Raw genomic sequence first — 22,626 nt, forward strand, 5'->3', positions numbered from 1 at the left:
TTTTCTCTCCTTGAGTGTGGTTAGGATTTCCCCAGTGCCCGCCGGGCTACACCCGTCCCGAAGCGCCCCGAGAGTTCCGCGAATACCGTATCGTCGAATCGTTTCATGTTGAGGACGAGCATTTCCACCGAGTTCACCTCGGTTGCCGCGTTGGCGTAACTTTGATGGGCCTCCTGCAGCAGATGCAGGGTTTTCTCCTCGAGGGTCTGGAGATGCTGGAGCCCTTCGCCTAAAAGGGCAATCTGGCATGTCTCGGGCGAAGCCCCCGCCTTGCTCGTCTGCTGGCTCGACATGATGTTCTTGGCGCTTTCGCTGAGCTGCACCGCCCGGTTGAAGAGGTCGAGGAGCATGTAATAACCGAAGGCCCTGGCGGTGACCTCCGAGAGCTTGCCGATGACCTCTCCCTCGGTGTTGGTGGCCGTCGCGTTCTTCAGGATCAGGCCGACCGAGAGGGGGGTGCTCTTCAGGAACGTCTCTTCGTCGGCGGAAAGAGGCTGCCTTGCCTTGAGCTTGCCGGCGATGGCCTGCATCTGGCCGTTCACGTAGGTCAACAGGTTCTTGTTGGCGTCTGTGATGTCCGCGCACGCCCCGCCACTGGCCCTCCGTTGAGCAGTGCCGTCGATGAAGGAGCTGAAGCTCTCATTCTTGTCGCAGGGGGGGATGTACTGGGCACGGTAGGTAGTCCCCGAAGTGGCCGGACTCTGGACCACGACGTCGCCAATGAAACCCCTGATGAGCTGCAAGTAGTCGCTGCTCATCCCCCTCTTCGCGGCCAGATTCTCCAGGACCGACCCATCGCCGAACACGGTCCTCACCTCGTCGGGACAGCCCGCCGTGGCGCTGGCCGCCGATGCCTGGATGGTGCCGGGAGCCATGGGCTTTGTCCCGCTCGCGGACTTGAGCTCGCTGTCGAACAGCTTGCTCACGTCATGGGCCAGGTCTTTCGCCCCGCTGGAAACCAGGAAATCGGTCTGGGCCGACTTCATCTCCGCCTTCAGACTGTCGGACATGATGGAGGAGAACGGGCTAGAAGCCGTAGCCACCAGGGCCTTTGCCGCCTTGCAGTCGTTGAGCTGGAGGGAGTTCAACCGGTCGGTGATCGCCTCCAGCGTCTTGATGGTGTCCGCCACCTGGGGAGCCAGAGTCTTCAGGGCTATGTCGAAGGCGGCCGCCGGCGCCGCGGAAAGGATGTTCTGCAGCTTCTGGACGAGATAATCTACGTTCATGAACGAGAATCCCCCCAGGAAAGCATCGATGCCACCGCACCCCGACTTGAGCTGCGGGAGCGACGCAGTGACAAGGTAGTCGTTGGAATTGGCCCAACGGGCCGAGAAGCCGCCGCCCGTGTAGTAGCCCCGCTTCGCTCCCTCGTAGTAGCTGGGGGAGGTGCTGCTCTTCTGCTTTATCCAGTCGTCCACCCAGCCCGAGCCGGGCGCGAGCCCGGGGAAGGCGGCGAGAGAAACGACCACCGCCACCGCGATCAGCTTGGTTCCCTTGCGACGCATCATGGGTTCAGCCCCTTTCGTCCGGTTGTTGTACATCATGTGACCAGTGCTCCGTACCGAGTTGTCAAACCGGCCGGGTTTCCCCTCTTGTAAGGTTGGGTGATCTGGAAATTCAGGTTACCCATTGAAAAGGCCTCGACGCCTCGCAGATATTTGGCGATGTCGATCTCTACACCTTTTTCCAATCGCCGTTTATGGGCACTCACCCAGTGAAGGATGGGTCGCCTTCGTCCCGATGCGGTCATGGGCAAGCTTCGGGCGTAAAAGAGGCTCTGAATCATAGGTTCTTCGATCCCGAAGTGCACCTTTGCATGACCTTTGCTATCCGACAGTTGGAACGGCTCTTCTGTTGTCACCATCCATAAATATTTCGTGTCAGCCAGCAAAGAGAGGGCGCCAGGGCCAAAGTGCGAGCCGGCATATCGGTCGATTCTGAATGCGGCAATCTTGCCGTCCCTAAATTTCGCAGTGTCAATTGTCAGCCAGACGTCACCATGTGCATCGATGGCGAAGTAGGTGATTTCGATGATAGGGCAAAGCTTGCCGGCCTTCGGCATTTCAACCACATACACCTTGTATATGTAAGCGGGAGCCTTGCATTGGCAGACGACCCCTTTCTTGAACCTTCTGACCCGTTTAACGGCGGCATACGAAAACTCCATTCCCTCACTTGGTTTCACATAAACGCAGCCGGACTCCGGCAATTCATCGACATCGAGATCGAAAGTGCCCCAGTAATAATTTCTCTTCGATCCCGGAATATAGACACCCTCAGTCAGAGCTTGGAAATGCTCCATATCCTTTCTACCGCAGCCGCCGAATTGCATTGCCTCGACTTTTTCGCCGGGTTTCGGCACCCAGTCGAGTATTGCCAGCAAACCGGAATAAGCCTTGTCTACCAGTTCTTCGGAATCCAGTATCGACACGCTCTCGCCAATATAAGGTTTTGCTTTCAAAACGGCCTCCTCTCAACGGGGCTCCCGGCCCGAGCCGGTAGGGCAAATCGTTTGCAGCTTCTTCGTCCTGTCTATTTCTCCGTTGACGCGGGAGGACGCTTCTTCACGTCGAAACCGCCTCCCCGCTGGAAATCGTAGAGGGAGAATTCCTCCGGGGTGATCTCCCCCTTGAGGAGCCTCACGGCCCGGTAGGTTCTGTCCTCGATCTCGTCGGCGGAGATCACGCCGGACGACACCGGGAAATAATCCTGGTTCCCTTTCTGGATCAGGACGAGAGTGGGGGTGATCTCCACTTGGAATCTCGCGGCGAGCCCTGGGTTCTCCTGGGTGTTCACCCTATTCACCACCCACCCGGTCGAGTTGGTGAACCACTCCAGGATCGGCGCCTGTTCGTCGCAGAAGCTGCAGTCCTGCCGGAAGAAATAGATGAGCGCGAAGTCGTCCCGGTTTTCGCGCAGCTTCCTACTCTTTTCCTCCCTGATCCGGGATATGCGACCCAGATTGCCGGGGGTCGTGATCGGATAGTCCTTCTTGGTGGACAGTTCCGGGTATTTCTGCCAGACATACTGGGAGACGTTTGTGAAGGCGAGGGCCTTCTTCCTGGCGATCTCCTGGACTTCGTAGTAGTCCCTGACGTTCTCCTCCGACGGGTTCCGCACCGCCTCCTTCTTCAGACCTTCGGCGAGCTTCTCGAAGTTGTCGGGATGCATGTCCCAGATCTGATCGTAGGTATAGTCCCTGAGCTTTGCGGGCCTGGGGCCGGCGTCACGTTTCTTCTCCTTCTCCTCTGCCGCCTTGGGAGGTTCTTTCTCGTACCACCACCATCCCTTGCCCGCCTCCGAGTAGTAATCGGCGTTGGCGGTGGCGGCGAAGGCGAGGAGCAGGCCGGCGACGATCAGGTTACGCATGTGGCGCCCTCCCTGATCTTCAGCTTGATGTCCGCGACCATCTGTCGCAGCGCCTGCGGCTTCTCGCTCTCCAGGGTCGAGGGGAGTGCGCCGAAGGCCTCGGCGCGGAACGGTATCAGCAGGACTGAATACCCTTTGCCACCCTTGGTGACGACGGTTGTCTGCGTCATGTAGTGGCCGCGGCCCATCAGGTCGGTGGCGATGGCGTTCCTGACCCTGCTCAGTTCCCATACGACGGTGTGGAGCAGGTTCCGCTTCATCTCCTCGTTCGCGTCCGCCAGTTTCACCAGCGGGTCGTGTCCTCCGATCCGGTGAATCACCCGCCACAGCGCGTCCTGGTTGGCGAAGACCAGACCGTTCGGCATGGAGACGATATGCCAGCGGCTGCCGGTGGGGGTCTCCTCCAGTCGATTCACCATCTCTCCAAGAAGCGACATCACGGTGTCCGCGTCGAACCAGGGAGGGAGTTCCAGCGTCGTCGGCGTGAATTTCCCCTCCACCGGAGAGCCGAGCGGGTGGTCCGTCTTCGGCCGATCCGCATCGGCCGTCACCTGTTCGGCCGGCAGCAAGGGGACCCCGACATTTCCGAACGACGCCAGCTCTTCCGCCCGAGCGTCATGGTCGCACCGCTTCAACTGCACGGTGAGTTCGTCCGGAGGGGTTATCGCGTGGTGGTTGCCGATGGCGGCGTCCAGTTCCTGCCTGTTGGGAAGGGAGGCGTACTCGGGTATGCCGCCGAGAACTATCTTGGAAATGACCGGGTGATCCGCGGTGGAGTAGTACTTCTTATGGAAGGACGGAATCTTGCCGATGTCGTGACCGAGCGCGATGATCAGACAGTCGGCCAGCATCGCCCCCTTGCCGGCGGTTGCGGCGAATTTGCGGGCTACCGCCAAGCTGTGCCTGTAAAGGGGTATCGTGGCGAGCAGGGAATACGCCTCGGCCCCATACTGGGCATCCGTTTCTGTCACCTTTCCCCCACCGCCCGCGTGTCCCTTGCCCACGACGGAAGGGCAGGTCCCTTCCGCGTCGAGCATTTTGAGGATCTCAACGATCACCGTCCGGCGGGCCCCTTTCACGAGCCGCTGATTCTCAACCATCGTCCGGTAGAACCCGGCTATCTCCTCGATGGCGAAGGCAGGGGGCGGTGTGGCTACTTCGTCCGTGGCGGAAGCGGGCTTGCGCCAGAGCTTCGCCACTTCCGTGAACTCGATGACGTTGCCCGCCAGCGCGTTGTTCTCGTCCGAGGGAGTGTCGTCCTCTTCGGTCCAGATATGGCTGATCTCCTTGAGGGTGAGGGTCTCCATTTCGCCGTCCCCCTCTTCGCGGCGTTCCTTCTCCTCGGCGGCCCTTTCGGGTCGAAGGGCGATGAACAGCCTGATCGAGAACAGGACCAGGCCGACTCCGATCAATCCGGCGATTAAGGCCAGGGTTTTCATTTCGAGCTCTCTCTCTGCGCTGAAGGCACGTTCAGCGGGGCGGCGGGAAAGTTGATCTTCACCGAAGGGTCTTTCACCATGAGGGTGGTCCCCTTGTATCTCCCCGAATAGGTAAGCATGTAGAACTCCTGCGGCTGCAGGCCGAGAATGTCCTGGACCTTGAGGATGTCCTGTTCCACTTCGCGGGTCGTGACCTGGTTCGAGCCGAAAATCCCCGTGAGCACGTTTCTCACCCCGAAATGCCGCACCACGTACTCGGAGGTCTCGGCGTCAGAGCAGCGCATGAAGATCTTGGTGTTGGTGTTGTCGAGGATCGACTTCCCGAACTCCTCCCCCACGGCGGCGTATATCTGGTTCACGGACTGGGCGAAGGCGTGCACCATCACGTCGGCCGATCCCGCCTTGGCGAACAACTCCTCCACGCCCTGATAGATCAGACTCTGCGCCTCGTCGATGTAAATCGACAACGGAGGAGAGACCTTCTGCCTGTTGGAGAGATAGACCCTGCCGACGAACGACTGGATCATGGAGAGGAGTACCTTGCCGAGGGTGGCGGCTGCCTCGCGGGTGATCAGGGAGCCGGTGTGGACGACCATGATGACCGGTTTTCCCTCCTCCAACCGGTGGATGAAGCGGTTGCTGTCGGCCTGGCCGATGATTTTGCCGATGTTGCCGGAGGAAAGCTCCATGAGGCAGGTGCGAAGCGACGAAGAGACCTTCGAGTAGTACTCCTGGGGCGAGTCGAGGATGTCCCTGAACATCCCCGCGATCAGGTCCGCCTCCGGCATCTCCAGTCTCCGCAGGTGGTTCATGGTGTATTCCAGGGAACTGCGCCGGATACTGTTGCGGATCGTGTCCATGTTCAGGACGAGCTTGTGCCCTTCCTCTTCGGCGAGGATGATGTTGCCGGTGATGACGGCGGTCGTGATCTCCTTGGCGATGTTGCGGTAAAACGGCTCCCGCCCTCCCTGAATGCCGGAGATGATGTGGCCGACCAGTTCGTCGACCATGAAATAGAAGGCCATCGGATCGACCACCGCCGAATACTCGGGGAAGATCGGCGTCACCAGCATCAGGTCCTTCAGCCTGCCGGACTCCCGGGCCACCTCGAATATCTTGGTGAATATCTGCTGGTCCCCCTTGGGGTCGAAGTAGACCACGCTGTTCCCCTTGCGGATGTCCTGCTCGATCAGGTTCTCGCAGAGCCGGGTCTTCCCCACGCCGGTGGTTCCGAACACGAACATGTGCCGTCTCCGGAAGGAGTCCGGGATCGAGATGGGGACGATCCGGGTCGGCTGCTCCATTCGGACGCCGGTGCCGATGTCGGTGGACGGCCCGTCACCTCCCGCTTTTTTCAGCCACGAAAACATACAGGTGTTCTCCCAGTTCCTTTCCGACGGTGTTGATGGCGCTCTTGGGAAGACGGACCGGCGTCGCGAGCCTGCTGAACCCTCCGGCGACCCGTCTCTGGCAAACGATGCCGTCCACTCCCGTGAGTTTTTTCAGGAGCAGTTCCGGCAGCCGCGCCGACGTTCGGCTCAAAAGGATGCGGACACGCGCCGAGTGCCTGCCGGCCTGAACGGCGTGGACCCGTGTAACGTGAAAAGCCCGCATGTCGCCGACCCGGTAAAGCCCACGTTCATGCCCGGGCTGGTAGAATAGTGGGCATTCCCCGCTCAGGATCAGGCGGCGGAAGGCTTCGTCGATCTCCAGCACCACGCGCAACGTCTCACCGTCCTCGATCCTCCCGACAGTGCCGTATATGACCTGGCCCCGCAGTTCCTGAAGGACCTCCGCCTCGCGCAGGGCCTGCCTCCTTTGCAGTTCCAGTTCGACGTTGTGGAGGATGTGGCGCCGGAGTTTCCTCGTTATGGCATGCAGCGGAACCTCGACCGGCCTTCCGATGCGCGGATAGGCGACGATCTCAAGTCCGTTTTCCGCCCTGACCGAGACGGTTGTGTCGAGGGCAGCGGACAGGGTTCTGGTCACGGCAAGTTCCACGGCATCGAGCACCTGGTCTTCCGGCAGCCCGTACTTCTGCAGAAGGTCAGCGGTCAGCACGGCCGAACACCGCCAGCCACGGTGTATCTTGCGCCACGGCCCCGGCCGAGGCCACCTGTCTGATCGGCTGGGTCCCGGCGTGTTCCGACAGAATCCGGAACACCCTTGCCGCGTAGCGGTCGCGCTTCGACGGAGTGCGGGAGTTGTAACAGCCGACCGCCTGCCAGGTGTACCCGTAGTCGGAGACACACTGGGCGAGAATCCAGGCCCCCACCTTCACGTTCGTGCAGGGATCTCCGAGACCACTCCAGGTCTTTCCGAGCCGTCCAGCCCAGGAGGAGTTGATCTGCATGAGCCCGAAGTCGTAGGTGCCGTTGCGGTTCCAGTTCACGGCCCCCGGATCGAAGTTGCTCTCCACCTTGGCGATGCTCCAGAGAAGCTGCGGCGAGATGCCGTAAAGCTCTCCCGCCTCCTGGAAGCAGAAGGCATGAGCGCTTGCAGTGTTTACCGCAAGGCAGAGCATCACCAGGATGAATGCCGACAGTCGGATCATGTTCGTTTTCTCCTAACCCTATATCTAGCGGGGGGACAGCTCTCGTTGTCTTGACAAGACAAGGTGACCCTGATATATAGTGCTCAATTGGACACTATGCGAAGGAGAATACGGTGACCGACCTCACGGCACGACAGCAGAAGGTACTGGACTTCATCGCCCGGTTCATCCAGACGAACAGCTATTCGCCGACTCTGCGGGACATTGCCGGTCACCTAAGCGTGAGCAGCACGTTCGGCGTGAACCGCCACCTCGACGCCCTGGAGAAGAAGGGCTTCATCAGGAGGTCCGGAACGGCGCGGGGAATAGTGCTGGCCACGCAGGGCGCCAAGAGTGTCCCGCTGCCGATCGTCGGCACCGTCCGCGCCGGCCAGCTCCACCCCGCCATCGAGGACATCCAAGGGTACTTTGCCGTCGATCAGGGGCAGGTAAAGGGTGAAGGGTGCTTTCTTCTGAGGGTGAAGGGGGACTCGATGATCGGGGCGGGGATTTTCGACGGCGATCTCGCTCTGGTCCGTCCGCAGCCCGTCGCAGAGAACAGGGACACGGTGGTCGTCATGGTCGAGGGAGAGGCCACGCTCAAGTGGTTCTACCGGGAGCGCGACCGCATTCGTCTTCAGCCGGCCAATCCCAACATGGAGCCGATCATGGTGGGACCGGACAAGGACGTGTCGATTGTCGGCAAGGTCATCGGCATCTATAGGCAGTTGGAGTAGGAATTGGAACGGGTCAGGGAACAGATACGGATCGCCACCATCTTCACGCCGGGGCGCCAGATCAAGCCGGTCTGGTTCGACTGGCACAACCGGAAGCACTCGATCCTCCGGACGACGTACTTCTGGAGGGAAAAAGTGGGCGATGCTCTTCTTCTGCACTTTTCGGTGACGGACGGTGAGGCGCTCTACGAGCTGGTCTACAACACGAAAGACCAGAGTTGGCTGCTGAACGGCATCGAGGTGAAGTGATGAGCCGCGTGATCATGCATCTTGACATGAACAGCTTTTTCGCCTCTGTCGAGCAGGCCGCCAATCCGGAACTGCAGGGCAAGCCCGTTGTCGTCACGGGTTCGAAGCAGCGCACGGTAACCCTGACCGCCAGCTACGAAGCCCGCAAGTACGGCGCTTGAGAAGAAATGATTAAACAGCAGGGTAAGATATGGCGCGAGGTTTCGCCAAAGGGGGGCTCATTGGTAGTCTTTCCACTTTTCAGCGTAAAATTCAAGCCATTCTTCAAACGAAAAATATTTTCCTGTGCCTGCATCATAGCATGACGTCAAGAGTTTGATGTCACCGGTTTTCCTGTGCTCAACGGCCCTATTTTGAAGGTACTCCTTCAGTTCCTGTTTCGATACCCCCCACTCTTGAGCCAGTTTTCTCGTTCCCACGGCGTTCCGGTTTTGCGCCATCTGCCAAAGGGCTTCAAACTGAATCTCTCTTAATTCATTTTCCGCAAGGCCACGAGATGCCGCAATCTCGGCAGCCCTCACAAAATTGTTTCGTTCCAATTCGTATTTCAAGTCGTCATTGCCGACCATATTGGCTCTCCCAATGTAGACCGCTGGGTAACCACAGGCAGGGACAGGGACGGCATGGACCTGTCATGCTTGACAATGGAGTTACCCGACCCTACCCAGAGTCACCCAGCGTAAAAAACACAGCGGCCCGTTTCCCCAACTCCCCTTCAGCCCATACCTTACCCCGCCGTGGTGGGTGATAATGCGTTCCACGGTGGCAAGGCCGATGCCATAAGCCCCGTATTCTTCAGTTTACTGCGAGGCGTTGGAAAGGGCCAAAGAGCTCGGCTGCTGAACCTCCATTCTCCTCCTGATACGAAATATCATAGGACAGTGCATAAGCCGTAAGAAATGAAGCAGCCACCCGTGCGGGAAACCCGACTGTACTTCCAGATTTCACCTCCCCCAATTCCAAAAGACCCGGATTCAGGTACATCGCCCTCCGTCGATGCAAAATCAGTCAATTTTGATCTTTTTAACCTTCTGAACCGCCGCTTCCGTTTTCGGTATCCTGACTTCCAGTACCCCATCTTTAAAGGAAGCCTTAGCCTTGTCGCTCTGTGTTTCAGCGGGCAGGGTCAGACTCCGGGAAAATGATCCGCAGGTGCGTTCAAGCCGGAAGTAGTTCTTCTTCTCAACCTTTTCTTCCGATTTCTTCTCGCCTGAAATTGTGATCACATCATCGGTGACGTTGACGTCGATGTCATCCTTGCCCATTCCCGGCAGTTCGGCTTTCACAACCACGTCGTTTCCTTCTTCAAAGATGTCAACGGTAGGCGAGAACTCTCTCAGTTCCCCAAACTCCGGAAATCTGAAACGAGACATCCACGGGGAGAAAAAAGGTCTTCTGAAAGCTTCGTCAAACCAGCGCTCCATCTCTTCGAAGGGCGTCATGAATCTCCTGGATTCCTGGGGGATCAGTTCCTTTGACTCTTTTTTCGAGACGTCTTTCGACTCCTTGTCGGCCATAGCGTTACCTCCTTTGCTACAGTTTTGTGCTGACCTCAAATTGTGTCCAATTATGAGGTCATCCACTTACTTGGCGTTGTACTTTCCGGGTGGCTACCTGTATACAAATTTAGTGGCGGTTTTTTCAAAGTCAAGGGTCAAAGATATTGAAATAGTTACAGTATGATGGCTTTGGACCCGGAAAGCCAACGCATTCGCTTGCAGGGATAGGAATGAGTAAAAAACATTGGACACCTACGCGGACTTCACCACCTTCGGAAATCTCTCCGGCTTGGCAGCCGATTTGATCAGGAACGTTACTGGACGTTGATTTCTCAACCCTGTTGACTTGCGTTCAATAATTTGGTATGTTCAAAACAAATGAACAAAGAAAATATTGAACACAATCGAACGGCCGGGCATGAAGCCGACATCCTCCGGCAGGCGATGGAAGCGTTGAAGGCGCTCGCTCCCCTGGAATACGAAGCGGAGCCGGTCCGCGACCTTCGTGACCAGGGATACGACTACATTGTTCGTGCAAGGGTTTTCGGGAAGGAATTCGTTTGGTGCGTCGAGGTCAAGGACCGGCTTACCAAGGCGGCGGAACTTCAGGCTCTGATCAACAAGGATAAGACGCAGCATCCGTTTCTGCTGGCGACAGGGTACGTCCCGCCCGAGGCCGCGGCAAGACTGCACGACGGCGGCATACAGTTCATCGACACGGTCGGAAACGCCTTCGTCAATCAGCCGCCCCTGTTGATCTTCGTGAAAGGCAACAGGCCGGGAAAGGAAGAACCCCCCGTTCCCGCCGCCCGTATCTTCAAAGGGGTCGGACTGAAGATCGCCTACCTCCTTTTGTGCCGACCGGAACTCGTCGACAGGCCGTATCGCGATCTTGCCAAGATGACGGATGTCGCCTTGGGCACGGTGAACGGTACCATGACCGAACTGGTCCAGAAAGGCTTCATCCTCGACATGGGGAAAAAGGGGAAGAAGCTCCTGGAGAGGAAGACACTCTTCGAGCGCTGGATTGCGGCGTACCCCGATTACCTCAAGCCGAAGTTGTTGCTGGGGCGCTTCCGGGGTGAAGGCGACTGGTGGAAGGATATCCAGTTGGACCCCGCCCTCGCCCAGTGGGGGGGAGAGGTTGCCGCAGCGAAACTGACCGGATACTTGAAGCCAGGCACCGTCACGCTATACGCGGACAAGAACCGTCTGGCCGATCTGGTGATCGCCAATAGGCTGAAAAAGGACCCGCAGGGTAATGTGGAGATTCTCGAACGGTTCTGGCCGCCGGGAAATGGCTTCGGTGAAGGCGAAACCGTGCATCCGATCCTCATCTACGCCGATCTGGCCGCGATAGGCGAACAACGAACCATGGAAACCGCAAGGATTATCTATGAACAACATCTCGATCGATATTTCGGGGAGGATTGACGCCGGCAGGATATCAATTCTCAGGAGCATCAAGGCAGTCGCCGAGGAGCTCAAAATTCATTTCTTCGTGGTGGGGGCTTTCGCCCGCGACGTGATCTTTGAGCACATCCACCGGATTCCCGCTCCCCGAGTGACGGAAGACATCGATATCGGTGTCGAGGTCGCAAGCTGGGAGGAATTCCAGCGTCTGACCGGCGCCCTGATCGACCGCGAACTGCTCTCGGCGACGAAATCGCCACACCGCTTCATTGCCAGCTCATTTGCCGCCATGGTCGATATCGTACCCTATGGAGGGATAAGCGGCGAGACGAAACGGATCAGTTGGCCACCTGACCATGACATGATCATGAGCATGCTCGGGTTTGAAGAAGCATATCAATCGGCATTGAAGGTGCGCCTCAGCAGCGACCCGCCCCTGGAAATCCTTGTCCCTTCGGTGCCGGCTCTGGCACTTCTGAAGATCATCTCCTGGGCCGACGCGTACCCGAGACGCGAGCACGATGCCCATGATCTTCTCTTCATTCTGGAAAACTACGACGCGACCGGTGTCGAGGCGAAGCTGTACGAGTCCCATGTACCCCTTCTCACCGAGGAAGAATTCGATTCCCGGCTCGCTTCCGTTCGGCTGCTCGGGCGGGACATTGCGCAGTTGGGCAGCCCGGAGACGCTAAAGACGGTAGAGGAGATTCTGATCCGCGAAACTGACGAAGAGCAGGGTTTCAGGATGCTCTCCAATATGGTCAAGGGTGCCTCTTTCCAAGGAACCAAGTTCGAAGCCGCTCTGCAACTTCTGAAAAAGCTCCTGCAGGGAATTCAAGAGGAAAAGCCAAGGGAGTGAGCGGCCGTGTGCGGAAGATTTACAATCATACTGCCGCCGGAGGTTCTGGCTGAAATCTTCGGCCTTCCCGAGTTGCCCCGTATCGAAGCACGCTACAACATCGCTCCGACGCAGGAGGTAGTCGTAATTCGACAGAATGCCGAAGGTTTGCGGCAGTTGGTGACGATGAAATGGGGATTGATTCCCTCGTGGGCGAAAGACCCCCATATCGGCAACAAGTTGATCAACGCCCGATGCGAGTCGGTCCACGAAAAGCCGGCCTTCAGGCAGGCGATCTGCACCCGTCGATGCGTTATTCCGGCCAGCGGATTCTATGACTGGACGCACACCGACAAGAAGATACCTTTCTACGTGAGCATGGCAGACGGCTCGCCGATGGCTTTCGCTGGGATCTGGGATTCATGGAAAGCACCGGACGGATCACGGCTGGAATCTTTCACGATTCTCACCACCAATGCCAACAGCTTGATAGCCCCCATCCATGACAGGATGCCGGTCATCCTGCATCCAGCAGAGTTCGATCTCTGGCTCGACCGCGACATCACCGAGCCTGAAAAGCTAACGCGCCTCTACCAGCCATATCCTTCGGACCTTCTGAGGGCCTGGCCGGTCTCGTCGCTCGTCAATTCCCCCCGCAACGAAACGCCTGCCTGCATTGAGCAGACTGTTTCATGAAGACGGAAACCTCGACCGATACTCCCTGCAGTTAGCCTCAAATTTTGTTCGAATTAAATATTGACAGTATATTGCCATTATGACAACTTATTGTCACAAGGAGACTGAATGCAAATGGAGCATACGCCTTCCGGTGCCAATTTCACCAAACTCATCTTAGAAACTTTTCGGCTGAATGGCACTCTCATTGCTGCTGGAGACCAGTTGGTATGTGATCTGGGGCTGACCAGTGCCCGCTGGCAGGTCCTTGGGGGGGTGTGCGAAAGCTCTGCAACAGTAGCGGAGATTGCACGTCGGATGGGTCTCACCAGGCAGAACGTCCAGCGCATCGCCGATTGTTTGGCCATGGACGGATTTGTCGCAACCTCCGCTAATCCCGCCCATCGCCGGGCAAAACTCTATTCGCTGACCCCCCATGGAAGAACTGTGATGGAGGAAGTCGCACATCGCCAGGCGGAGTGGGCCAATCGGATCGCCGACGGAATCAGTTCCACCCAGATTGTCGAGGCTGTTTCATTGATGACGGCGCTCACGAAACGGCTCGAGCACGACCTGCCACGGCGCAAGTAATTGTAAGAAAGGAAAACTCACATGGAATCTGCAATTGCGAAGGCATTGAAGCTGGAAACGGAACCGGTCGCGCTGATCTTCTCAGATGAGAGGCCGGAGGGGGCAGCACAATTCAAGCCAGGGGCACCGTCCTGTGTCATGTTCATGTTTGCTTCGGCAGCCCGGGGAAAGGCTGCGGTTTTCGATCGGGAATCATATGCCTGCCCTGGTGGCGGGATCGGACTGGGCTTCGGCAATGCGTATGTGAAGTTTCCCGGCGGCCTCCCCAGTTTCTGTCAATTTCTCTCTACGGGCAACGAGAACGATCCTGCCGGCAAAGTGATCGGGGAAGGAATGAGGGCAGCGGGTGCGCCTGCCATTTTTGTCGACCACTTCCTGCACGGCGAGCGGTACAAGCAAACACCGGATTTGGCGGAGCAGTTCGTAAAGACTTTACCGATTGCTGAGGTGCCGACTCAGTACGTCGTGATGAAACCGTTGTCACATCTGGACTCTGATAAGGAGGAACCCGTCTCCGTGACCTTCCTAGTGAACCCGGATCAGCTTTCAGCGCTGGCCATCTTCGCCAACTATGACCGACCCGGCTTGGAAAACGCAGCGGTCCCCTATGCTGCGGCCTGCCAGGTTATGGGTATACTCTCTTACAAGGAGGCACAGTCGGAGAACCCGCGCTGCCTCATCGGCCTCACCGACATTTCTGCCCGCACGTACCTTAGAGGTCAGGGCTGCGCTGACAAGCTCACTTTCACAGTCCCGTTCCGGCGCCTGCTCCAGATGGAATCCAACGTGGAAGGAAGTTTCCTGCAGGGCAACACCTGGGCCGGCGTCTTGGAGAGAGGGGAGGGGTTTTAGCGGCCCTTGATCCAGAATTGCATGGTGTGATCCCGTTTGACGCCATCGGTATCATGTCATATGAAGTGTGTGGTTATCCCAGAGAGCCGGACAAAACCGGTGTGTGCAAGGAACCTTGTGATGGGAACGTAGTATGTAGATGGGCTGGACAAGGGGCTTGCCGTAAGGATGGCCATGTTTGCGGTTGTCATGGTATTGAGTACCGTACTGGTCAGGCAAATGGCCGGCTGGCTGCAATTGCCCCAGATTCGATCGTGGGGAGAATAGCTCACGAACTCCAGTCGCACCTCGGCAGCGCGGCCCAGGAAGCACGGATTCAGCTTGGGAAATACATTTATGTTGATGCGTCTTTTCAAACTTTTCGCACTTACGCTGCCACTCAGCGCGATCTGTGGCTGCGGGACACTTCAAGGAAGTAAGCTCGTTGCACCTGAAAGCTTTGGATTAATATCCATCGCCCCGGACGTCTACATAGAAACAAACGCCGACAGTGCAACCCGCGCAAAACTGCTTGAAGCCGTTGAAAGGGCAAGAGAAGCAGTCCGTGAGACCTACGGCAGTGTGATTTCTCACCCAATAGTCAATGCCTGTGTCAGCGAATCCTGCTATGTGAAATTTGGTGGCAGAGGCTCTATTGCCAAGGTCTACTTCGATCGCATTTTGCTTTCGCCACGTGGCTTGAATTGGCATTTTCTTGCCCACGAATGGTCCCACGCCGAGATGCGTACTCGCCTCGCATTCTGGGCTTGGTGGTGGCGCTTGCCGCAATGGTTTGACGAAGGCGTGGCTGTTACCGTGAGCCAGGCGCCTGAGCACTCGGAAGATCACTGGAACTACCTTCTTTCTCACAACATTCCCTATCCGACCACGGAAGAGCTCCATGCTCTCAGGTCCCTGAGAGACTGGAATAAGGCCCTCGATCATTACGGAGAAAAGAATAATACCGAGCGTCGAGCAAAGGGTGAGGTGGAAATCCGGCCCGTCTACACGGCAGCGGGACACGAGGTGCGGCTCTGGCTTGCCAAGGTCGGTACCACTGGTCTTCTCCAAGTAATTGAGAATCTGAATGGTGGCGAAAAGTTTGAAGACGCCTATCATGATGCCAAAACAGCGGTCGAGAGTTCGCACCTTCAACTGCGCTAGGATCGCCCCAATACACTAAATTTGTTTTCCCCCCCTTGATTTTTCTCTTCACCGTTCTTATTTTTTTTGCGTTTAGCACTCATCTGTAAGGAGTGCTATTTATTTCACTAACCTCGCAACATCATACGAGGAAAGGAGACCAAAAGCATGAATCTGAGACCGCTGCACGACCGCATCATCGTCAAGAGACTGGAAGAAGAGAACAAGACCGCTGGCGGCATCTTCATTCCGGAGACAGCCAAGGAGAAGCCCCAGAAGGGGGAAGTCATCGCTGTCGGAAAAGGCAAGAAGGCCGAGGACGGTAAGGTTACTCCCGTTGATGTCAAGGTGGGAGACAAGGTCCTGTTCGGCAAGTATGCCGGCACTGAGATAAAGATCGATGGCCAGGAATATCTCATCATGCGTGAGGACGACATCCTGGGTGTCATGGAGTAACGGTAGACCTTCACATTAATGGCGATTCCTGTCGTTGCCCGCACCGGGATCGTCCCCATAATCATCAAGAACAAATGGAGGATATGGAATCATGGCTGCAAAGCTCATCAAGTTCGATCAGGAAGGAAGAAAGTCCATTCTCAGGGGGGTGAACACCCTTGCCGACGCGGTGAAGGTGACCTTGGGTCCGAAAGGGCGCAATGTCGTGATCGAGAAGTCGTTCGGTTCTCCCCTCATCACCAAGGACGGCGTTACCGTTGCAAAGGAGATCGAACTGAAGGACAAGTTCGAGAACATGGGTGCCCAGTTGGTAAAAGAGGTCGCCTCCAAGACCTCCGACGTTGCCGGTGACGGCACCACCACCGCGACGGTCCTCGCACAGGCGATCTACCGGCAGGGCTCCAAGCTGGTCGCTGCCGGCCACAACCCGATGGAAATCAAGCGCGGCATCGACCAAGCGGTGGAGACCATCGTCGGCGAGTTGAAGAACATCTCCAAGCCAATCAAGGACCAGAAGGAAATCGCCCAGGTGGGGACCATTTCGGCCAACAACGACAAGACCATCGGCGACATCATCGCCGAGGCGATGGAGAAGGTCGGCAAGGAGGGGGTGATCACCGTCGAGGAGGCCAAGGCGATGGAGACCACCCTGGAGACCGTGGAAGGCATGCAGTTCGACCGCGGCTACCTTTCCCCCTACTTCGTCACCGATCCGGAGCGGATGGAAGCGAGCCTGGAAAACGCCCAGATTCTCATCCATGACAAGAAGATCACCGTCATGAAGGATCTCCTGCCGCTCCTCGAAAAGACCGCCAAGAGCGGCCGGCCGCTTCTCATCATCGCCGAGGATATCGAAGGCGAAGCGCTGGCCACCCTCGTTGTCAACAAGCTTCGCGGCGTTCTCAATGTCTGTGCTGTCAAGGCCCCCGGTTTCGGTGATCGCCGCAAGGCCATGCTGGAAGACATCGCCGTTCTAACCGGTGGCAACGTGATCTCCGAGGAACTGGGCGTCAAACTGGAGCATGCTACGCTGGAGATGCTCGGTCAGGCGAAGAAGATTACCGTCGACAAGGACAACACAACCATCATCGATGGCGCCGGTTCCGAAGCGGATATTCAGGGACGGGTCAAGCAGATCCGGGCACAGATCGAGGAGACCAAGAGCGACTACGACCGGGAGAAACTCCAGGAGCGTCTTGCCAAGCTCGTCGGCGGTGTGGCCGTGATCAAGGTAGGTGCCGCGACCGAGACCGAGATGAAAGAGAAGAAGGCCCGGGTTGAAGATGCCCTCCATGCCACCCGCGCTGCAGTCGACGAGGGGATCGTCCCCGGCGGCGGCGTTGCCTATATTCGGGCTCTTGCATCTCTGAGTTCCCTCAACCTTCCCTCTGAACAGCAGTTCGGGGTAAATATTATCAAAGAGGCCCTCGAGGCACCCATCCGCCAGATCGCTCAGAATGCCGGGGTTGATGGCTCCATCGTGGTTGACAAGGTAAGGAACGGCAAGGACGCCTTTGGCTACAACGCAGCAGATGCTGAGTATGTCGACATGCTCAAGGCCGGGATTATCGATCCGACCAAGGTCTCCCGTTGCGCCCTCCAGAACGCCGCGTCGGTCGCCGGTCTCATGCTGACTACCGAAGCGATGATCGCCGAAAAACCGAAAGAGGAAAAGCCGATGCCGGCCATGCCCGGCGGAATGGATGACATGATGTAGGTACAGGATGCCCTGACGTTGATAGGGGGATGGCGAACGAGCCGTCCCCCTATTTACGTAACGGCAATTGACAAAGCAGTGGAACATCAAGCCGGTTCCAGCGCAATTTGGACGTAAGCCATATCGGAGGTTAACCATGAAGCAAACGGCAGTACGCTTGTTTTCTACGGTGGTGGGGGTAACGCTACTCGTCTCAAGCTGTTTCGGGACGGCTTGGGCAAAGGAACTTGCCCCCGACTTTGTGGAGTTGGCCAAGAAACTGAAACCATCCGTTGTCAATATCAGTACAGCCAAGACGGTAAAGCCGCAAACACAATTCCGACGCCCTTTCAGCAGCCCCTTTGGCAACGACCCCTTCCAGGATTTCTTTGACCGTTTCTTCGACAACATGCAGCCTCGCCAGTACAAGCAACGGAGTCTCGGCTCCGGATTCATAATCGACGGAGGTTACATTCTTACCAACAATCATGTGGTGGCCGGCGCCGACGAGATCAAGATAAAACTGGCCGATGGCCGCGAATTCAAGGCCGAAATCAAGGGGCTTGACGAAAAGCTGGATCTGGCACTGCTCAAAAGCGACGCCAAGGAGGAGTTGCCGACGGCGAAACTGGGTGACAGTGACGCTATCCAGGTGGGGGAGTGGGTAATCGCCATCGGCAACCCATTCGGACTTGCCGAAACGGTAACTGCCGGCATTGTCAGCGCCAAAGGCCGGGTGATCGGCAGTGGCCCGTACGATGACTTCATCCAGACCGACGCTTCCATCAACCCCGGCAACTCTGGGGGGCCCCTCTTCAATGCCAAAGGGGAGGTAATCGGCATCAACACGGCGATCATTGCCGGCGGCCAGGGAATCGGTTTCGCCATCCCCGTCAACATGGCCAAGTCCATTATCCCTCAACTGAGGGAGAAGGGGAAGGTTACACGCGGCTGGTTGGGGGTCTCCATCCAGCCGGTTACCCCCGATCTGGCGAAATCTTTCGGCCTGAGCAGCGAAAAGGGAGCCCTGGTGAGCGAAGTCCTGCCGGAGAGCCCGGCCGAGACGGCGGGGTTTAAGCCTGGTGACATCATTCTGGAGTTCGATGGGAAAGTCATCCATGAGATGAGCGAACTCCCACGGTTAGTGGCTGCAACCGATGTGGGCAAGAAGGTCACGGTCAAGATATTGCGTGACGGCAAGGAAGAGAATGTTACTGCTGTCATTGATCGTTTGAAGGATGGCGGTGGCGATGAGCAGGGTGAAGCTGCCCAGGATAAGCTGGGGCTCACCGTCAGGGAGTTGAACAAAGAACTTGCCTCCAGGTTTCAGCTAAAGGAAACATCGGGTGTGGTTGTGACCGAGGTGAAATCGGACGGGCTGGCTCAGGAGGCGGGCATCGCCCAGGGAGATATCATCAAGGAGATCGACGGGCAAAAGGTGGCCAACCTGAAGGAATATGAAAAGGCCATAGCCGCCCACAAAAAAGGTCAGATCATTCGCTTCCTTCTGAAGCGGGGTGACAGCTCTCTCTTTGTCGCCGCTAAACTCGATTGAGTTGACAACATATCCGCAACCGGAGGATAGAATGCTCAGAATCATCATTGTAGCCATGCTTTTCCTGTTCATCACCATCCCTTCATTTGCCGTCGAGGGGCCTAAAAATGAGGATGAGAAGACTCTTTATGCCATCGGGCTGACGGTTGCCCGGTCTCTGTCGGTATTCAACCTATCCCCCGCCGAATTGGAGCATGTCAAGCAAGGGATTACGGATGCGGTCGAAGGAAAGAAACCGGCGGTAGATTTGGCCGACTATACCGGGAAGGTGCAAGAACTGGCCCGTGCGCGCCGCAAGGCCCAGGGAGAGAAAGCTGCTGCTGCGGGTAAGGAGTTCCTGGAGAAGGCGGCCGGCGAAAAAGGGGCTGTAAAGACCGATTCCGGAATGGTGTACCAGTCCTTGAAGGATGGAAGTGGCGCCAGTCCGACCGCAACCGATACGGTAAAAGTCAACTATCGCGGGACCCTCGTTGATGGAAAGGAATTCGACAGTTCGTACAAGCGTGGCACTCCTGCCGAGTTCCGTCTGGACGGGGTCATAAAATGCTGGACCGAAGGGCTGCAGAAAATGAAAGAGGGTGGAAAGGCCCGGTTTGTCTGCCCGTCCACGCTCGCCTACGGCGATGCTGGTGCCGGAGAACTCATTCTTCCAGGATCAACGCTTAACTTCGAGGTAGAACTCCTCGAAATCAAGAAGAAATAGGAGCGTGCCTTTTAAGGCCGAATCCGGTCGATTTCACCTTTCTATACCGAAAATTTAACTGTTGACGCCTCTATCTAATGGCACGGATAGAGGCGTCTCGCCTATATTCACAGTTTACTCAGCCACAACCTTTCCGTTCAATCTCAGCTCAGCCTATGTTTGAGCCAAGTCAGAATCGCATCGAGCGGTTGCGCTCCCGCAAGTTGACCGACAACGCGCCCCTGCTTCAGCAGCACTATGGCCGGAATTCCCCTGATACCGAATCGAGCTGCCAGATTTGGATTGTCTTGGGTACTGATCTGTAGTACTGCCGCCTGCCCGGCTAGTTTTTCAGCAACTGTCCGCACCACCGGTGCGAAGGTGTGGCAGTGCGGTCAGGTGGGAGACCAGAATTCAGCCAGCACCGGACCAGGATAGGAGTTGATAAAGGAGTCAAAGGTCCGGTCGGTTATCTGCTGGGGATGGCAGTACAACGCCGGTAAAGATGACTTGCAGTTGCCGCAGCGCCCACGCAGACCCTCTTTATCAGCAGGGATACGGTTGCCAGTGCCACAGGATGGGCAGGAAACGATGTAACTTGCCGTAGTCATGTCACTTTACCGCGGTTGCAGGTTGTTGTTCTCTTGGATACTGCCGACGAAGCCGTTCCAGCCCTTTTTGCCAGCTCTCGGCGTCGCCGTACTCGAAGAAGCGCGGATAATGCTCGTGTGCCGCCTTGATCCGGCGAGCATGCTTGATCGGGCACCAGTATTGTTCGGTCCGTGCAGCGATCTCCCGACCATAGGCCATGAGGCCGTTGCCATAGGAACAGTAGAAACAGTTGAACTTCTCGATGACGTTCAGGTACGGGAGGTCCTCCCGGTCGAAAATCAGATAATCGGAGCGCTTTGCCTTGGGAATGCCGTACACAGGAAAGCAGATCGACTGATAAAGCCAGAGAAACAGATCCAGGATCATGAAGGGAATAAACCCGGCGTAGATGACCGGAGCGGTCAGGACATTGAGCGGTCTTGCTTTGATCAGATAGCGGAACCAGCCGATTTTCAGACGACGTTGCTGCCGTGCCACCTCCTCGGCGAACCGAACCCGTTTCTTTTCAATGATGAACTCGAATTCGTCCCGTTTCTTCTTGAACTCGACTTCGAGTTCCTCCTGCAGTTCCTTGATCCGTCGGATGAGATCGTCAATGGTTTGGGGCATTCCGCTTCTCCCTGGCTTGATTTTGCTTACTCTGCCTGCAACTGAACGCTGCGCTGCTGCTGTTTGCCGTCACGGAGAATGGTGATGGTCACCGTATCGCCTACCTTGAAGTCATCCAGTCGAGCCAGCAATTTGGGAATCGTTTCGACCTGTTTTCCTTGTACGGCTGTAATGATGTCTCCCGGAGAAAATGTTCGGTCGCGGTTAATGGTTATGCCTCTGAACCCTGCACGTGCTGCCGGAGAATTTGAACGCACCTTGAGTATAGCCACCCCCTTGACGCCAAGCTGCTCGGTAATCGCTTCGTTAAGATCCTGGTCAATTTCAATTCCCAAGGACGGGCGGACATATTTCCCTTGACCAATCAGTTGCGGAACCACCCGGTTGACGGTATCGACCGGCACTGCAAAGCCGACCCCGGCGGATGCGCCGGACGGGCTGTAGATGGCGGTATTGATGCCGATGAGCCGACCGGCGGAATCAAGCAACGGCCCGCCGGAATTGCCCGGGTTGATGGCGGCATCGGTCTGGATCAGATGCTCAATGACGCTGCCGGATTCCCCCTTCAATGACCGGTCCAGAGCAGAGACGATCCCGGTGGTCAGGGTCCAGTCGAGGCCAAAGGGATTGCCGATGGCAAAGACCTTCTGGCCAACTTTCAGGTTGTGTGAGGTGCCCACCGGCAGCGAATGTCCTTTGAAGCCGGTGCCGATCTTTAGCACTGCAAGATCGTGCATGGGGCTGGCGCCGACCAGGCTGGCCTTGTACTCCTTGCCGTCCGACAATCTGACCCGTGCTTCCGAAGCCCCTTCGATGACATGGTAATTGGTGACCACATGTCCCTTGTCATCCCAAATGAACCCGGACCCGGTGCCACGGGGGATGGTGAAGATATTGCGGCTCCAGAAGTCCATGACCCGTTCCGATGTGGAAATATACACAACCGAATCGCGGGACCGTTCGAACAGTTCGATGGTCGATTTTTCATCAGCGGCCAGATCGCCCCGGGCAGTTACCGCTCGCGGTGTTGCCGATTCTTTCTGGAACGCCCGATCAGCCCACGACAGGGCATGCCAGGCGAACAGCACCGTGATGACTGCGATGGTCAGCCAGCGCAGGCGACGCAGGAACGGGTCACTTGGCGAGTACTGAGGCATGTGGTACTCCGATCATACAAACAATTAATGTTATCCTTCTTCTTGCCGGCCATGTTCCATGTTCCAGGCATCCCGTTCCCGCATAAGCCAGTACACGGCGCCAAGAGCGATAAGTGCCAATGCCAGCGCTGCAATCTTGGCCGCTTCTATGGCCTGGATATCAAGGATAATGAATTTGCGGGCCAGGGCAAGCAACGAAACCAGGATGACCGTCTTTACCTGGATGATGTTCTGCTGCCGTTTGGCAACTACCAATATGGAGTGCTTGAACTCCATGGCGATGAGCAGGGTCATAATCCCGCCGAACACCGTCTGGAAAGTCTCGTGCTTCAGGGGGTCGAAGGCCTTGTTCACCAGCAAATTGATAACATCCTCGCCTAGCTTGAAAAGGGCGATAACCACGATGAATGATATGAGCAGCACCAGAATATTGGCGATCAGGTTCTCGAAGAGATGATATGGTTTCGCTTTACGTGCTTTTTCGGTTGCCTTGTGCAGCCATGTTTGCTGCCAGTTTCGTTCAGTCATGGCAAAGCTCCTCG

The 22,626-nt window shown here is 56.9% G+C and carries 26 protein-coding genes; 13 read left to right on the plus strand and 13 right to left on the minus strand.

What is annotated here, in order from left to right:
- Nucleotides 1-20: 20 nt before the first annotated feature.
- From JFN93_RS16970 to JFN93_RS17000, 7 genes are all read right to left on the minus strand, one after another.
- Nucleotides 21-1,508, minus strand: a complete 1,488-nt coding sequence (locus JFN93_RS16970; RefSeq protein WP_236021781.1) for a conjugal transfer protein TraH — start codon at nucleotides 1,506-1,508, stop codon at nucleotides 21-23.
- A 32-nt stretch (nucleotides 1,509-1,540) separates the two neighbouring features.
- Nucleotides 1,541-2,461: a hypothetical protein gene (locus JFN93_RS16975; protein ID WP_199385320.1), complete on the minus strand. Its 921-nt coding sequence runs from the start codon at nucleotides 2,459-2,461 to the stop codon at nucleotides 1,541-1,543.
- 71 nt (nucleotides 2,462-2,532) lie between these two features.
- The gene (locus tag JFN93_RS16980) at nucleotides 2,533-3,369 is read right to left on the minus strand and encodes a conjugal transfer protein TraF (RefSeq protein ID WP_199385321.1); all 837 of its coding nucleotides are present in this window, start codon (nucleotides 3,367-3,369) and stop codon (nucleotides 2,533-2,535) included.
- Entirely contained in the window at nucleotides 3,357-4,808 is a 1,452-nt protein-coding gene (locus tag JFN93_RS16985; RefSeq protein WP_199385322.1) for an HD domain-containing protein, read from the minus strand. The genes JFN93_RS16980 and JFN93_RS16985 overlap by 13 nt, the downstream gene beginning before the upstream one ends.
- Nucleotides 4,805-6,178 carry a type IV secretory system conjugative DNA transfer family protein gene (locus tag JFN93_RS16990; RefSeq protein WP_199385323.1) on the minus strand — a complete coding sequence of 458 codons (1,374 nt, stop codon included), beginning with the start codon at nucleotides 6,176-6,178 and terminating at the stop codon, nucleotides 4,805-4,807. Before JFN93_RS16990 ends, JFN93_RS16985 begins: the two co-directional genes overlap by 4 nt.
- Entirely contained in the window at nucleotides 6,147-6,869 is a 723-nt protein-coding gene (locus tag JFN93_RS16995; protein ID WP_199385324.1) for a hypothetical protein, read from the minus strand. The genes JFN93_RS16990 and JFN93_RS16995 overlap by 32 nt, the downstream gene beginning before the upstream one ends.
- Nucleotides 6,856-7,362 (minus strand): lytic transglycosylase domain-containing protein, encoded by a 507-nt coding sequence (locus JFN93_RS17000; RefSeq protein WP_199385325.1) that lies wholly within the window; start codon nucleotides 7,360-7,362, stop codon nucleotides 6,856-6,858. The genes JFN93_RS16995 and JFN93_RS17000 overlap by 14 nt, the downstream gene beginning before the upstream one ends.
- 113 nt (nucleotides 7,363-7,475) lie before the next feature.
- Between JFN93_RS17000 and lexA the strand changes: the two genes are divergently transcribed.
- Genes lexA through JFN93_RS17015 form a run of 3 tightly spaced genes read left to right on the plus strand, consistent with a single transcriptional unit; the run spans nucleotide 7,476 to nucleotide 8,488 of the window.
- On the plus strand, nucleotides 7,476-8,078 hold the full coding sequence (gene lexA, locus JFN93_RS17005) for a transcriptional repressor LexA (protein ID WP_199385326.1): 603 nt from the start codon (nucleotides 7,476-7,478) through the stop codon (nucleotides 8,076-8,078).
- A 3-nt stretch (nucleotides 8,079-8,081) separates the two neighbouring features.
- Entirely contained in the window at nucleotides 8,082-8,327 is a 246-nt protein-coding gene (locus tag JFN93_RS17010) for a hypothetical protein (protein ID WP_199385327.1), read from the plus strand.
- A complete protein-coding gene (locus tag JFN93_RS17015) occupies nucleotides 8,327-8,488 on the plus strand; it encodes a Y-family DNA polymerase (protein WP_407931888.1) in 162 nt (53 codons plus the stop codon). Before JFN93_RS17010 ends, JFN93_RS17015 begins: the two co-directional genes overlap by 1 nt.
- A gap of 57 nt (nucleotides 8,489-8,545) precedes the next feature.
- Here JFN93_RS17015 and JFN93_RS17020 read toward each other — a convergent pair whose 3' ends face one another.
- Both JFN93_RS17020 and JFN93_RS17025 read right to left on the minus strand, forming a co-directional pair.
- A complete protein-coding gene (locus JFN93_RS17020; protein WP_199385328.1) occupies nucleotides 8,546-8,896 on the minus strand; it encodes a hypothetical protein in 351 nt (116 codons plus the stop codon).
- 435 nt (nucleotides 8,897-9,331) lie between these two features.
- Nucleotides 9,332-9,844, minus strand: coding sequence for an Hsp20/alpha crystallin family protein (locus JFN93_RS17025; protein WP_199385329.1), 513 nt, complete (start codon nucleotides 9,842-9,844; stop codon nucleotides 9,332-9,334).
- 360 nt (nucleotides 9,845-10,204) lie between these two features.
- Between JFN93_RS17025 and JFN93_RS17030 the strand changes: the two genes are divergently transcribed.
- The 10 genes from JFN93_RS17030 (at nucleotide 10,205) to JFN93_RS17075 (ending at nucleotide 19,727) form a co-directional block, all read left to right on the plus strand.
- Entirely contained in the window at nucleotides 10,205-11,260 is a 1,056-nt protein-coding gene (locus tag JFN93_RS17030; RefSeq protein WP_199385330.1) for a type IV toxin-antitoxin system AbiEi family antitoxin, read from the plus strand.
- Nucleotides 11,223-12,098 (plus strand): nucleotidyl transferase AbiEii/AbiGii toxin family protein, encoded by an 876-nt coding sequence (locus JFN93_RS17035; protein ID WP_199385331.1) that lies wholly within the window; start codon nucleotides 11,223-11,225, stop codon nucleotides 12,096-12,098. Before JFN93_RS17030 ends, JFN93_RS17035 begins: the two co-directional genes overlap by 38 nt.
- Nucleotides 12,099-12,104: 6 nt before the next feature.
- The gene (locus JFN93_RS17040) at nucleotides 12,105-12,773 is read left to right on the plus strand and encodes an SOS response-associated peptidase (RefSeq protein WP_199385332.1); all 669 of its coding nucleotides are present in this window, start codon (nucleotides 12,105-12,107) and stop codon (nucleotides 12,771-12,773) included.
- A gap of 108 nt (nucleotides 12,774-12,881) precedes the next feature.
- A complete protein-coding gene (locus JFN93_RS17045; protein WP_199385333.1) occupies nucleotides 12,882-13,343 on the plus strand; it encodes a MarR family winged helix-turn-helix transcriptional regulator in 462 nt (153 codons plus the stop codon).
- 21 nt (nucleotides 13,344-13,364) lie between these two features.
- The gene (locus JFN93_RS17050) at nucleotides 13,365-14,195 is read left to right on the plus strand and encodes a DUF169 domain-containing protein (RefSeq protein WP_199385334.1); all 831 of its coding nucleotides are present in this window, start codon (nucleotides 13,365-13,367) and stop codon (nucleotides 14,193-14,195) included.
- A gap of 336 nt (nucleotides 14,196-14,531) precedes the next feature.
- Entirely contained in the window at nucleotides 14,532-15,338 is an 807-nt protein-coding gene (locus tag JFN93_RS17055; RefSeq protein ID WP_199385335.1) for a hypothetical protein, read from the plus strand.
- Nucleotides 15,339-15,485: 147 nt separating this feature from the next.
- Nucleotides 15,486-15,773, plus strand: a complete 288-nt coding sequence (gene groES / locus JFN93_RS17060; protein WP_199385336.1) for a co-chaperone GroES — start codon at nucleotides 15,486-15,488, stop codon at nucleotides 15,771-15,773.
- 91 nt (nucleotides 15,774-15,864) lie between these two features.
- The gene (gene groL / locus JFN93_RS17065) at nucleotides 15,865-17,490 is read left to right on the plus strand and encodes a chaperonin GroEL (RefSeq protein WP_199385337.1); all 1,626 of its coding nucleotides are present in this window, start codon (nucleotides 15,865-15,867) and stop codon (nucleotides 17,488-17,490) included.
- A gap of 136 nt (nucleotides 17,491-17,626) precedes the next feature.
- Nucleotides 17,627-19,024: a DegQ family serine endoprotease gene (locus tag JFN93_RS17070; protein WP_199385338.1), complete on the plus strand. Its 1,398-nt coding sequence runs from the start codon at nucleotides 17,627-17,629 to the stop codon at nucleotides 19,022-19,024.
- A 31-nt stretch (nucleotides 19,025-19,055) separates the two neighbouring features.
- Nucleotides 19,056-19,727, plus strand: a complete 672-nt coding sequence (locus JFN93_RS17075) for an FKBP-type peptidyl-prolyl cis-trans isomerase (RefSeq protein WP_199385339.1) — start codon at nucleotides 19,056-19,058, stop codon at nucleotides 19,725-19,727.
- A 143-nt stretch (nucleotides 19,728-19,870) separates the two neighbouring features.
- Here the strand turns inward: JFN93_RS17075 and JFN93_RS17080 are convergent, their stop codons facing one another.
- From JFN93_RS17080 to JFN93_RS17095, 4 genes are read right to left on the minus strand one after another with little or no spacing between them, the layout of a single operon-like run.
- Complete coding sequence (locus JFN93_RS17080) at nucleotides 19,871-20,317, minus strand: thioredoxin family protein (RefSeq protein ID WP_199385340.1); 447 nt, start codon at nucleotides 20,315-20,317, stop codon at nucleotides 19,871-19,873.
- A gap of 1 nt (nucleotide 20,318) precedes the next feature.
- Nucleotides 20,319-20,927, minus strand: a complete 609-nt coding sequence (locus tag JFN93_RS17085; RefSeq protein WP_199385341.1) for a hypothetical protein — start codon at nucleotides 20,925-20,927, stop codon at nucleotides 20,319-20,321.
- A gap of 26 nt (nucleotides 20,928-20,953) precedes the next feature.
- Complete coding sequence (locus JFN93_RS17090) at nucleotides 20,954-22,084, minus strand: S1C family serine protease (RefSeq protein WP_199385342.1); 1,131 nt, start codon at nucleotides 22,082-22,084, stop codon at nucleotides 20,954-20,956.
- Between the two features lie 30 nt (nucleotides 22,085-22,114).
- Entirely contained in the window at nucleotides 22,115-22,612 is a 498-nt protein-coding gene (locus JFN93_RS17095; RefSeq protein ID WP_199385343.1) for a phosphate-starvation-inducible PsiE family protein, read from the minus strand.
- Nucleotides 22,613-22,626: the final 14 nt, after the last annotated feature.

The sequence above is a fragment of the Geomesophilobacter sediminis genome (assembly GCF_016458275.1).
GTDB lineage: Bacteria > Desulfobacterota > Desulfuromonadia > Geobacterales > Geobacteraceae > Geomesophilobacter > Geomesophilobacter sediminis.